General features: G+C 42.7%; 10 protein-coding genes. 9 read left to right on the forward strand and 1 reads right to left on the reverse strand.

Annotation, left to right across the window (positions count from 1 at the left end; genetic code table 11):
- Positions 1-112: 112 nt before the first annotated feature.
- The 9 genes from HLH18_RS14550 to HLH18_RS14590 all read left to right on the forward strand — a co-directional run bounded on the left by HLH18_RS14550 (position 113) and on the right by HLH18_RS14590 (position 10,744).
- Positions 113-1,129 (forward strand): sulfate ABC transporter substrate-binding protein, encoded by a 1,017-nt coding sequence (locus HLH18_RS14550; RefSeq protein WP_284729615.1) that lies wholly within the window; start codon positions 113-115, stop codon positions 1,127-1,129.
- A gap of 245 nt (positions 1,130-1,374) precedes the next feature.
- Positions 1,375-2,394, forward strand: coding sequence for a sulfate ABC transporter substrate-binding protein (locus HLH18_RS14555; protein WP_131289321.1), 1,020 nt, complete (start codon positions 1,375-1,377; stop codon positions 2,392-2,394).
- Between the two features lie 329 nt (positions 2,395-2,723).
- Positions 2,724-3,647: a 16S rRNA (cytosine(1402)-N(4))-methyltransferase RsmH gene (gene rsmH / locus HLH18_RS14560; protein WP_171547399.1), complete on the forward strand. Its 924-nt coding sequence runs from the start codon at positions 2,724-2,726 to the stop codon at positions 3,645-3,647.
- Positions 3,648-3,688: 41 nt separating this feature from the next.
- Positions 3,689-3,979 (forward strand): cell division protein FtsL, encoded by a 291-nt coding sequence (gene ftsL / locus HLH18_RS14565; protein WP_502699802.1) that lies wholly within the window; start codon positions 3,689-3,691, stop codon positions 3,977-3,979.
- A 13-nt stretch (positions 3,980-3,992) separates the two neighbouring features.
- On the forward strand, positions 3,993-5,816 hold the full coding sequence (ftsI, locus tag HLH18_RS14570) for a penicillin-binding protein PBP3 (RefSeq protein WP_171547400.1): 1,824 nt from the start codon (positions 3,993-3,995) through the stop codon (positions 5,814-5,816).
- Positions 5,817-5,826: 10 nt separating this feature from the next.
- Entirely contained in the window at positions 5,827-7,323 is a 1,497-nt protein-coding gene (locus tag HLH18_RS14575) for a UDP-N-acetylmuramoyl-L-alanyl-D-glutamate--2,6-diaminopimelate ligase (protein WP_171547401.1), read from the forward strand.
- Between the two features lie 12 nt (positions 7,324-7,335).
- Complete coding sequence (locus HLH18_RS14580) at positions 7,336-8,742, forward strand: UDP-N-acetylmuramoyl-tripeptide--D-alanyl-D-alanine ligase (RefSeq protein ID WP_171547402.1); 1,407 nt, start codon at positions 7,336-7,338, stop codon at positions 8,740-8,742.
- On the forward strand, positions 8,742-9,860 hold the full coding sequence (mraY, locus tag HLH18_RS14585) for a phospho-N-acetylmuramoyl-pentapeptide-transferase (RefSeq protein WP_171547403.1): 1,119 nt from the start codon (positions 8,742-8,744) through the stop codon (positions 9,858-9,860). Before HLH18_RS14580 ends, mraY begins: the two co-directional genes overlap by 1 nt.
- 80 nt (positions 9,861-9,940) lie before the next feature.
- Positions 9,941-10,744: a putative RNA methyltransferase gene (locus tag HLH18_RS14590; protein WP_171547404.1), complete on the forward strand. Its 804-nt coding sequence runs from the start codon at positions 9,941-9,943 to the stop codon at positions 10,742-10,744.
- A gap of 41 nt (positions 10,745-10,785) precedes the next feature.
- On the opposite strand, the gene ponA is transcribed toward HLH18_RS14590, so the two are convergent.
- A complete protein-coding gene (ponA, locus tag HLH18_RS14595; RefSeq protein ID WP_171547405.1) occupies positions 10,786-13,305 on the reverse strand; it encodes a penicillin-binding protein PBP1a in 2,520 nt (839 codons plus the stop codon).
- Between the last annotated feature and the right edge of the window lie 165 nt (positions 13,306-13,470).

Below are 13,470 nucleotides of genomic sequence, written 5' to 3' on the forward strand. Positions count from 1 at the left end.
TAGCAAAGCATTTTAGTGGATATCTATAAAACTGATTTTTAATCAATAAAACAATATAACCATATGATTGTTAAAAATATTTCAAATTTATATAGTGCTTTCATCATTAAAGATGAGCTTAAAGCGCATGAAAAAAATAATAGCATCTACAATTCTTGCGGTATTAGGGGGAATCACTTCACATAGCTTCGCCGCAAAAGATTTTCTCAATGTTTCCTATGATCCAACGCGCGAATTTTACCAAGAATATAATCAGGCCTTTAGTGAATTCTGGAAACAGCGCACAAGACAAGAAGTGAATTTTAAACAATCCCATGGCGGCTCGGGTAAGCAAGCGCGTTCAGTGATCGATGGTTTACAAGCCGACGTAGTGACCTTGGCTTTAGCCAATGATATTGAAGAAATTGTAAATGCAGGTCTAATCAATAAAAACTGGCAGAAACAGTTCCCGAATAATTCAGCGCCTTATACTTCAACCGTGGTGTTCTTGGTACGCAAAGGCAATCCTAAAAGTATTAAAGACTGGAATGATTTAACCAAGCCAGGTGTAGAAATTATCACACCCAATCCTAAAACCGGGGGTGCGCCACGTTGGATTTATCTTTCAGCTTGGGGGTATGCACTAAAACAACCGGGCGGTAACGAGGCTAAAGCCAAAGAGTTGGTGAAAAAACTTTATCAAAATGTGAAAGTGCTTGACTCTGGTGCACGCGGTTCTTTAACCACTTTTGCTGAACGTGGCATTGGTGATGTGCTGTTGTCTTGGGAAAATGAAGCTTTATTGGCAACCCAAGGTTTGGGTAAAGATAAATACCAGATTATCTATCCTTCGATTTCAATTTTGGCAGAGCCATCGGTCGCAATTGTCGATAAAAACGTGGATAGAGATGGTAACCGTAATTTAGCCAAGGGTTATCTCAACTATTTGTATTCACCAAAAGGACAGGATCTGGCTGCACAATATTTCTTCCGTCCACGTCATCCGCAAGTTGCAGCAAAATATGCAGCACAATTTCCAAAAATTAAACTTTTTACCATCGGTGATGTTTTTGGTGGCTGGGCAAAAGCGCAGAAAACCCATTTTGTGAATGGGGCGATTTTTGATCAGATTTATAGTGAGAAAAATTAAATCTAATTAATGATTAAAGATTTTTAGAAGAAATGGATAATGAAAGTTATCCATTTTTTGCATATATAATTCAGAAAATAGTATATATAAGGAATAAGTAAACTGTTTAATTTATTATTAATAAAAACATGAATTTAACAATTTAATGTAAGTATTTTGTTGAATGCTAAAGGGTTTAATTCATTGCGATTTATGATTTTATTTCATATATTTAGCAGTAATGAAGATAACTTGTCTGTACCGTAATGAAAACTCAATTTAAAGCGTTATTCAGTGCGGCATTGCTGGCAACCGGCATTGCTTTTACTGCAACGACTGCTCAGGCAGCTGATCGTGAATTTTTAAACGTATCTTATGATGCAACCCGTGAATTTTACGATGAATTCAATAAATCATTTGGTGCTTACTGGAAAGAACGTACTGGTCGTAGTGTAAATTTCAAACAGTCCCACGGTGGTTCAGGTAAACAAGCGCGTTCAGTCGTGGATGGCTTAAAAGCCGATGTAGTGACTTTAGCTTTGGCCAACGATATTGAAGAAATTGTAAAATCCGGTCAAATCCAGCCGGGTTGGCAAAAAGAGTTCCCGCATAATTCTGCACCTTATACCTCTACCATCGTATTTATGGTGCGTAAAGGCAATCCAAAGCATATTAAAGACTGGTCTGACTTAACTAAACCGGGCATACAAATTATTACCCCAAATCCAAAAACTGGTGGTTTACCACGTTGGGTGTATTTATCCGCTTGGGGTTATGCACTGAAACAACCCGGTGGTAGCGATGCCAAAGCAAAAGACTTTGTCGGCAAAATGTACCACAACGTCAAAGTGATGGATTCTGCTGCGCGTGCATCGATGACGACTTTTGCGGAACGTGGCATTGGGGATGTGTTGTTGACTTGGGAAAATGAAGCTCTAGTCACTCAAAAGACCATGGGTAAAAACAAGTTCGATATTATCTATCCATCGATGTCAATTTTAACTGAACCTTCAGTGGCAATCGTGGATAAAAATGTCGAAAAAGATGGCAACAAGTGGTTAGCTAAAGGTTATATCAATTACTTGTATTCACCTTTGGGTCAAGACATGGCAGCAAAATATTTCTACCGTCCACGTAACCCGGAAGTGTTAGCCAAATATTCTGCTCAATTCCCTAAACTTAAAACCTTCACTATTGATGAAGTGTTTGGTGGCTGGGCCCAGGCACAAAAAACTCACTTTGTGAATGGTGCGACTTTCGATCAGATTTACAATACTCGTAAATAACTGATTGATGTGTAATTTAAAAAGCCTCCTGATTTGGGGGCTTTTTTATTTCTGACAAGATCTGTTTTTAAATAAAATTTTGAATCAAAAAATAAATTTTCTTTTCTTAATTTTTATAGAGAACTTTATTTTAATAAAGAATCAGGATAAGTATTGAGCTTTAAAATGATATAAAAGCACATGAAATATGAGCTAAATCTGAGTTGAATAAATCCAGAAACGGTTTTCTCTATGGAAAGTAATATTTCCCTACAAAAAGTCGTTTGGAGCTTTATCAAAACAAGGTAATAATGTGCAGTTACATTTTTCATAGTATTGATTGAACCCTTATGTCGCATATTTCTGTATTACTTCACGAAACTGTTGATGCCTTATTGGCAGATCGAAATACAGGGATTTATGTAGATGGTACCTTTGGCCGAGGTGGTCATACCCGTTTATTGCTTTCTAAATTAGATGAAAATGCACGTGTATATGGGTTTGATAAAGATCCACAAGCGTTGGAAACTGCGGCACTCTTAGAACAAGAAGATTCACGTTTTAAAATTATTCATGCCAGTTTTGCCGATTTAAAACAAGAGCTTGAAGCACGTGGCATTGGTCAGGTTGATGGCGTGATGGCAGATTTAGGGGTGTCATCTCCACAACTCGATCAGGCGGAACGTGGTTTTAGCTTTATGAAAGATGGTCCACTGGATATGCGCATGGACAATTCAAAAGGTCCGACCGCGGCTGAATGGCTGGTGAATATTGAAGAAGAAGCCTTGGCCAATGTTATTTTTCAATATGGTGAAGAACGTTATAGCCGTCGTATTGCTAAAGCCATCAAAGCTGCAGGCTATATCGAAACGACAGCGCAATTGGCTGAAATTGTGAAAGTTGCCCATCCGAAATGGGAAAAAAATAAACATGCTGCAACACGAACTTTTCAGGGTATCCGTATTGCCATTAATAAAGAATTAGAAGATATTGAAGCATTCTTGCCGCAAGCTGTGGATGTGCTAAAAACAGGGGGGCGTTTAGCTGTCATTAGTTTCCACTCGCTAGAAGACCGTTTAATTAAACAGTTTATTCAAAAAGAATCGACTTTAGCGGAAGATACCAGTTGGGGTATGCCACAAGAACGGGAAGATACCCGTCGATTAAAGAAAATTTCCCGAGTCTGTGCCAGTGAAGAAGAGATTAAAGCCAATTTTCGTTCACGTAGTGCATGGCTTAGAGTTGCAGAACGCTTAGCTTCGAAAGGCGAATAATGAAAACTGAAGTTGTTGAAAAGAAAACAGAAAAATTGCCGATGAAGAAATTCATCAGTTATATCATTTTACTGGTCTTGGTCTTTTTCAGCGCAATCATGGTGGTGTTTCAGGTATTTGAATACCGTCATGATTACCGTGAATTAAGTGCCTTTAACCGAGAAAGGGATGATCTGAATGCAGAATGGGGGCGTTTGCTCATCGAGCAGCAAACCTTCGGTGCAACAGCGCAAATTGGCACACGCGCTGTGACTCAGTTGCGAATGTACTCGCCACCTGCAGGGCAGACGGTTGTAATTTCTTTACCAATGACTTCAGAAGATAAAAAATAAGGCTAGCTGTAATATGGTGGACAAGAGAAATAAGCAAGTGCGTAAAAAACAGCAGTCTGTTACGGATAAAAACACCCTTAGTGTAGATATGTGGCGTTTTTATTTGATGTGGAGTGTGGTTTTACTCTGCTTTTTAGCTTTAGTGGGTCGTGCATTTTATGTGCAGATCATCAACAAAGACTTTTTGCAAAACAAAGCCAATGCCAATATTTTAAGAACTGAAAAAGTCAAGGCGATGCGTGGCGTGATTTATGATCGTCACGGTGTGCCCTTGGCGATTAGTACGCCGGTCATGAAGGTGGTGATTGATCCGCGTGACTATTTCGAAACTAAAAAACTGTTTGATGAAATTACTGCTGAACTGGCTAAAGATCCAAATAACCGTAAACTAAAACGCCAATTGCCGGATAAAAATTTAAACCTGGACGAGCTTGCCGATGCGGTGGGTATGGATCGTGCCGAGCTGAAAAAGAAAATGAACGAGAAACCTCGTTCACGTTATTTGGTTCTGCAAAAAGAAATTCCGCCGCAGCAAGCTGAACTGATTGCCAAGCGTGAGTTCCAGGCGGTTTATACCGAGAAGAACTATAAACGTTACTATCCTCAGCCGCAGCCGAATGCACAAATTATTGGCCTAACCAATAGCGAAGGTACTGGAATTGAAGGTCTGGAAATGCAACTGAATACGGCTTTATCGGGTCATGATGGCGAGCAGCAGATCGTCCGTGATAAAAAAGGTAATCGTTTTAAAGACCCGGAAGTGATTAAAGAAGTTGAAGCCGGAGAAAATATCACTTTAAGTATTGATTCACGTCTGCAATATATTATGTACCGTGAATTGACCGCTGCTGGTGTAGCTAATAATGCCCGTTCAGCCACTGCCATTGCAGTAGATATCAAAACCGGTGAAATTCTGGCAATGACCAGTTGGCCGTCTTACAACCCGAATGATAAAAAAAGTTTAGGCAATAAAGATGCCATGCGTAACCGCGGTGCAGTGGATTCATTTGAACCCGGTTCAACCATGAAACCCCTGACGGTCGCTATGGCTCTGGAAAGTGGTAAATATACTGCAAATTCAGTGGTGAATACTTCACCGGGTAGTATGCGCATTGGTAACCATACCATTCGTGATACGCATAACTATGGTGCACTGACTTTGGGTGGCATCATTCAGAAATCATCTAACGTGGGTGTTGCGAAACTTGCATTGTCCTTGCCTTATACCACCTTGCCAACTTTTTATAAGCGTGTCGGCTTGGGACAGCGTTCAGCAGTGAAATTCCCGGGTGAAAGTGGAGGTTTGATCTTGCCACCAAGCAAATGGAATGTCTCTGAAGTGGGCACCATGGCTTATGGTTATGGTCTGAATGCGACAGTGCTGCAAATTGCGGATGCCTACGCCATGCTTGCCAATAAAGGTGTCAAAGTTCCTTTGAGTTTATATAAATTGGAACAGCCACCGAAGGGTGAGCAAATTGTTGATGCGAAAATTGCCGATCAAGTACTCTTGATGATGGAAACAGCGACATTGCCAGGCGGAACGGCTACACGTGCCACTATTCCAGGCTATCGTGTGGCGGGTAAAACAGGGACTGCACATAAACTGCGCGCTGACCGCAAAGGTTATTCAACCAACGAATATCGTGCTTTATTTGCCGGTGTGGCACCGGTGAGCGATCCGCGTTTGGCCATGATTGTCGTGGTGGAAAATCCTCAAGGCTCTTACTATGGTGGTACGGTTTCAGCCCCTGTATTCGCCCGGGTGATGCAAGAATCGCTACGTTTAATGAACGTGCCTTTAGATAAACCTTTAGATACTCCCAAAATCCAGTAACAGGTGATGAATGTCCATTACATTTCAAGATCTCTACACCGCTGAAAAAATCACTGGATGGATGACCAAGCCATTCAGTGGTTTTGGTTTAGATAGTCGTAAAGTTGAGCCAGGGCAAATTTTTATTGCCCTGAATAGTTTTTCTCAGCCTGAAAAAACCTTGCAGTTTGCCCAGTCGGCTTTGGCAAACGGTGCCTTGGCTGTGGTTAGTGAAGCCGACTTGGGTTTGGAAAATAGTATTGTGGTGCCAAAAGTCCGTCATCTGATGGGGCAATGGCAAAAGCAATATTTACAAGCGACTCAGCCCATACAGGCGGCACGAATTCTGGCGGTGACTGGGACCAATGGTAAAACCACCATTTCACGACTGGTCGCCGAATTGCTAATGTTGCAAGGCAAGAAATGTGCAGTGATGGGAACCACGGGTAACGGAATTTTACCGAATCTGGAAGCATCTTCGCATACCACACTAGATGCCTTGCATCTGCAAAATGCCTTGCATGGCTATGCCCAAGCTGGCGCTGAATTTGCCGCGATTGAAGCCAGTTCGCATGGTTTGGAACAGGGCCGCTTGAATGGCTGTGATATTGAAATTTCCGCTTATAGTAATTTAAGCCGAGATCATCTGGATTATCACGGCACACTAGAAGCCTATGCCGAAGCCAAGTCAGGCCTATTTAAATTTGCCTCGCTTAAAGTCGCGATTATCAATATTGATGACGAATATGCATCGATCATGTTGGATGCAGCAAAAAATAATCCTGCACACCCGAAAATTCTGACCTATTCAACCACACAGGCAGCGGATTATCAGGTTCAAGATATTCAATACAGTTTGAATGGCGCAAACTTTAAACTGATCACCAATCAAGGTGAGTTTGACGTGCAGAGTCCGTTGCTGGGTCATTTTAATATAGAAAACCTGGTGGCAAGTTTAGTGAGTGCAGAACAAGCCGGCTTTGATCTTGCCACGCTGATTTCAACAGTTGGACAATTAAAAGGTGCACCGGGTCGTATGCAGGTGATCCGTGATGCTGACCGATTGTTCGTCGTAGATTATGCCCATACACCGGATGCCTTAATTCAGGTGCTCAAAACCTTGAAACGTCATGTCTCTCAAAATTTATGGGCGGTGTTTGGTTGTGGTGGTGATCGCGATCGTGGCAAACGTCCACTGATGGCTCAAGCGGCACTCAATGGTGCTGATATTGTATTGATTACATCAGATAATCCGAGAACTGAAAATCCAGAACAAATTTTTGCTGACATGAAAGCGGGGATCGATTTTTCTACCCATGTCATGTATGAAATTCATGACCGCCGTGAAGCGATTAAATTTGCCGTGCAAAAAGCCCAAGCAGGCGATATTGTAGTTATTGCAGGTAAAGGCCATGAAAATTATCAAGAAATTGATGGGGTGCGTCATTGGTTTGATGATGTGGTTGAAGTGCAATCGGCCATTAATGTACAACATCACACACCAGATTTAGCTTATCCGGCTCAATAGGAAACAACAAAAATGCATACATCGACTACCAGTACAGTGCCTTTAGAGCCGTGGACAGCTGCGCAGCTTGCTGATGCCACTCAAGGTTACTGGTTGAATGAGAAAGTGCCTCAAGGCGAAATTAAACGGATTTTGACGGATTCGCGTGATGCTGAAAAAGCCGATGCTTTTTTGGCTCTGCAAGGTGAACGCTTTGATGCACATGATTTTGTTGCTCAAGTCGCGGAAAATGGTTGTGAAATTGCCATCGTCAGTCATCCGGTGGATGCCGATATTTGTCAACTCGTGGTTGAAGACACGCGTTTGGCCCTCGGTCGTTTAGGGGCTTATCGTCGCGCACAAAATTCACAAGTGAAAGTGATTGCGCTGACCGGCAGTAGCGGTAAAACCACGACTAAAGAAATGCTCGGCAGTATTTTATCGCGCTTGGCACCCACGTTGATTACTCGCGGTAACTTAAATAATGATTTGGGTGTGCCGGTGATGTTGTTAGAGCTTTGCGCTGAACACCAATATGCAGTGATGGAATTGGGTGCGAGTCATCAGGGTGAAATTGATTACACCTCGAATCTGGTTCAACCGCATGTCGCAGGCATCATTAACATTGGTACTGCACATTTGGGGGAATTTGGTGGGCGTGAGGGTATCTGCCGTGCCAAATCTGAAATTTATGCACATATCGCCAAAACAGGTACCTCGATTGTTCCTGCTGCAGATGATTTTGCCGAACCGATTCGTCAAGCCGTACAAACCGAACAGGTATTAAGCTTTGGTGAAAATGGTGATGTTTTTGCCACAGAAATTGAATTGCATCCGCAATCCTCTACATTCACATTAAACACACCGCAAGGTGTTCGTCAGGTGAATCTGCCGTTTGCCGGTGAACATAATGTCCAAAATGCCACGGCTGCGGCTGCTTTTGCACTCGCGATTGGTGTTGCTCTGGATGATATTGTGACAGGTTTAGAGCAGGCAACCGGTGCCAAAGGTCGCCTGCATTTTATTCCCGCTAAAAAACATTTATTTATTGATGATACTTACAACGCCAACCCAACCTCGATGCGTGCAGCAGCTGAAGTGCTAGCTCAGCAGCAAGGCGTGAAAGTGATGGTGATTGGTGATATCGGTGAATTAGGCGCAAGTGCGGCACAACAACACTATATGTTGGGTCGGGATCTTGTCGCAACAGGTGTCAATTTTGTGGTGGCGGTAGGTGAATTTTCACCTGCCACACAAGAAGGGGCACGTAGTACCCAATATGGTAAAAAAATGCAGGCTTTCCTGACTCAGGAACAAGCTTTGCCTTTCTTACTGAGTCTAATTGAAACACATCAACCTCAATCCATGAGTTTCCTGTTTAAAGGTTCTCGTTATACCCACATGGAAACATTGATGGCTGATTTGATGGAGAAACTTTAATGCTGTTATGGCTATTTGAACAACTTGCGGGTTATAACAGCTCGTTTCAGGTGGTTCGTTATTTAACATTACGTGCTTTGCTCAGTGTCTTAACCGCACTGACGATTGGACTGGTCTTGGGCCCCGTGATGATCCGTAAGCTACAAGCACTCAAATACGGTCAGGCAGTCAGTTCTTTTGCTCCTGAAGGTCATGCCAAGAAAATGGGTACACCAACCATGGGCGGGATTTTGATCCTGCTCTCGATCGGGATATCGACCTTGCTTTGGGCCGATTTATCCAACCCCTATGTCTGGATTGTGCTTGGCGTGATGGTGATCTTTGGTGCTGTGGGCTGGGCAGATGACTGGATTAAAGTTCGTTATAAAGACAATGCCGGTTTGCCTGCACGTAAAAAATTCTTCTGGACTTCAGTGGGTTCTTTAGGTGCGGGTATTGCACTGTATGTGATTGCGACCCAACAGGCGAATCCTGTGCATACTGCCAATATGCTGGATCTGCTGATTCCATTCTTTAAAAACATCAGTATTCCTTTCTCAGCCATTCCGCTAGGTATCGGTTTTATTATCTTTACTTATCTGGTGATTAACGGTGCATCCAATGCGGTCAACCTGACTGACGGTCTGGATGGTTTGGCGATTATGCCAATCGTTCTTGTTGCGGCAGGTTTGGGGGTATTTGCCTACCTTGCTGGCGATGTTCGTTTTGCCAATTACCTGCATATGCCTTATGTGAAATATTCATCTGAGTTGGTGGTAATCTGCGCGGCAATGATTGGTGCAGGCTTGGCCTTCCTTTGGTATAACGCGCATCCAGCTCAAGTCTTCATGGGTGATGTCGGTGCATTATCTTTGGGTGCGATGCTGGGGACGATTGCCGTAATGGTTCGTCAAGAAATCGTTTTTGCGATTATGGGTGGTGTGTTTGTGGTCGAAGCTATTTCAGTGTTCCTGCAAATTGGTTCACTGCGTATGCGTAACAAACGTGTATTCCTGATGGCGCCTTTACATCACCATTATGAGAAAAAAGGCTGGCGTGAAACCCAAGTGGTGATTCGTTTCTGGATTATCACGATTATGCTGGTAGTTTTAGGCTTAATGACCTTAAAATTGCGTTAAGCAAATATTCGAAAAAGCCGGCATTTGCTCCCACATCTGCCGGCTTTTTTAACGCCTGATTTCAGGCTCTGGAGAAAAATATGAATCTGCTGATGTGTCCTGTATGTCATGAAGCATTGAAACTGACCGAGAAAACATGGCGCTGTATCAATAACCACAGTTATGATGTGGCAAAACAGGGATATGTGAATTTACATGTCGTACAGCACAAACACAGTAAAAACCCGGGTGATACCTTGGAGTCGGTGCAGGCGCGCCGTGCATTTTTAAGTGCCGGGTTCTATGCACCTTTGCAAAAAGCAGTGGTTGATAAAATTCGTGAATTACGCATTGAAAACCTGCTGGATATTGGCTGTGGTGAAGGCTATTACACCAATGCCATGCAAGCTGAAGTGCTGCAATGTGTGGGTGTAGATATTGCTAAAAATGCAGTACAGGTTGCGGCCAAGTTGAATAAAAAAGTGACCTGGGTGGTGGGGACGGGTGCAACACTTCCTGTTTTAGATGCTTCAATTGACTTATGTACCAGTTTATTTAGTCCTATTCCAAAGCAGGAAATATTGCGTGTACTAAAGCCCAATGCTTATTTGATGGTCGTGACACCCGCAACTGAACACTTATATGCGATGCGTGAGGCATTGTTTGAAGAAGTGAACCCACATGAACCGCATAAGTTTGTTGATCAATTGGCAGATGCTTTTGAATTGGTAGATCAGAGTGTTGTTGAAGCGCCGTTTACAGTACAACAAGCGGACTTGAAAAACCTGATTGCGATGACCCCTTATGCTTATAAAGCGAAGCCAGAACGTCGTCAGGCTTTAGAGCAGGTTGAGCAATTTGAGTTAAAAGGGCAGTTTCAAATTTATTTATTTAAAAAGAAATGATCCTAATAAAAAAGCCCTCATTTGAGGGCTTTTTTATTACTTTATTCGAATACATCTAGGAGCTGTTCAATTGCATCCGGTCTATTGTTGGCTGGTTTTTGTGATGTGTTGTCTGGAGTCTGTATTTCTTCTCCAGGCAGGTCATCAAAGTCACGTTCAGGTGCTCGAACTGGGGCAATAGGTGCTGGACGATACAATGGGCGGGCCAGTGGTGGAGAAGAGCGATCCTCTCTGACAGGTTCACCAATAGTTACCGTCTGGTTTCGGCTGGTCGGTGCTTTGGCATTTTTATCAAAATGTACCCACGCTGCTGGTGTGCCTTTTAAGGCATTACCCATAAAGTTGGTCCAGATCGGTAAAGCTGCAACACCACCATATTCACGACGACCGAGTGTGGTGGGTTGGTCAAAGCCGACCCAAGTCACAGTAACGAGCTTGCCATTGAATCCAGCAAACCAGGCATCTTTAGCATCGTTGGTGGTACCGGTTTTACCGCCAATATCGTCACGACCAATTTTAAGTGCTGCACGACCTGTACCCTGTTGAATTACATCACGCAGAATGTTGGCCATGTCATAAGCAGAGCTTGATTTTAAAATGCGCTGTGCTTGGCGATATTGGCTTTTTGATTCATCCAGTTGCAGTTGCGCCAGTTCTTTTTCTGCTTGCAAGGTTTGATTGGTGACTTTAATCACTTCGTCATCTGGAGTAACTGGTTCAGCTGATTCCAGTTCTGCATCATTTTGATTGATACAAGAAATACACGCATATTCTGGATTGCTTTGATAAATCACTTTGCCATAAGCATCTTCAATACGATCAATAAAATGTGGCTGAATGCGGTAACCCCCATTGGCAAAGGTTGCATAACCGGTTGCCATTTGAATTGGGAGAACTTGTGGTGTACCTAGAGCAATGGTGTAGTTACGCGGGATTTGATCTTCATGTAGACCAAAATCCATGAATAATTGTCGCGTACGTTCAATCCCGACAGTTTGTAACAATCGCACAGAAACGGTATTTCGTGATAAGTACAAGGCACGACGTAAAGGAATCATCCCTAAATAACGACCATCCGAGTTCTTCGGTGACCATTTGCCAATCGTAATCGGGCTGTCATTGACCATGCTATAAGGGGTCATGCCGCGTTCGAGTGCCAAAGCATAAACAAACGGCTTAATGGTTGAACCCGGTTGACGCCAGCCTTGTAGCGCACGATTGAATTTAGATTGATAAAAATTATATCCCCCAACAATGGCTTCAATTGCACCGTTATTCGGGTTGATTGCAATCAGTTGGCCTTGAGCTTTAGGAATTTGAACAAGTGCCCATGAAGTTTTATTGTCATTAGGACGTAATCGAATAATATCTTTAACTTTAATAATTTGAGATGCTTGACGTGGAGCAGGGCCGACACTGTTGGCATTTCTATAAGGATAAGCCCATGACATCCCTGACCATGGCACGGTCACTGTAGACCCGTCTTGCATCAGTGCATCAAAAGAATTTCTATCTACTTTAATGACTTTCGCGGGATAGGTGTTTGCATAAGCACTGAATTCAGTAAGTGGTTTGTCATTTGCTTCAGCACCGCGCCAACCATGGCGACGATCGTAAGCCTCTAAACCTTCTTGCACTGCCTGTTCTGCATAAGCTTGGCGCTTGCTGTCGACGGTTGTATAAACTTTATAACCTGAATCAATGGCTTGTTCGCCAAATTTTTCAACCAGTTCCGAGCGTACCATTTCCCCGACATAGGGATATTTGTTATTGATTCCACGGTCTGGCATATCGAGGTTGACGGGTTCGGCAATGGCTTTTTGATACTGTGACTGGTTGATATAACCCAATTGCAGCATACGTCCCAGAATCCAGTTACGACGTTCTAAGGCACGTGTTGGGTTGACTACAGGATTATATTTAGAGGGTGCTTTGGGTAGACCAGAAATCATTGCCATTTGGGCAATACTCAGCTGATCCAGATTTTTGTTGTAATAAATTTTCGCTGCTGCAGCAATACCGTAGGCATTTTTTCCCAAGAAAATTTTATTCACATACAGTGTTAAAATTTCCTCTTTAGTTAAGTTCTGTTCTATTTTGCGCGCAAGGAAAATTTCAGTCAGTTTGCGTTTGAGTGTACGTTCAGGACTTAAATAATAATTTTTTGCCACCTGCATGGTGATGGTTGAACCACCCGTTTGCACATTTGATCCCGTGACTGTTTCGCTGACTGCTCGTCCTAAGCTTTTAAAACTAATACCACTATGCTCAAAGAAAGAGGAGTCCTCTGCGGCAAGGAAGGCCGAGATGAATGGTTTGGGAATCTGTTTGTATTCTACAGGGACAGATAGCTTGCCACCATACTCTGCAATGAGCTCATTATCGGCACTATACACCTGCAAAGGCTTGAGTAACGGCGCCTTTTTTAAAGTGGTCATTTTAGGTAAAGATGGGGCAATATAGAGATACATGCCATAGAATCCCATCGGAATTGCGACCAAGGCTATAATTATGATCAAAAAAAATGGATGAACATGGCCCGAACGAGATAGCTTTTTCATAACAAGTAAGTTTTAATAAGAGCTAATGGCAAACTAATTGGCGGTCAGTATAGCCTTTACATATACAGATTGTTAGATGCGTTATTGTATCTGTATAAAATTATAGACCAACACTGATTAGTAGGTTACTTTTATTGGGGATAAAAAAATAATAGGAATTATATA

The organism is Acinetobacter sp. ANC 5414, from assembly GCF_013004295.1.
Taxonomy (GTDB): Bacteria; Pseudomonadota; Gammaproteobacteria; order Pseudomonadales; family Moraxellaceae; genus Acinetobacter.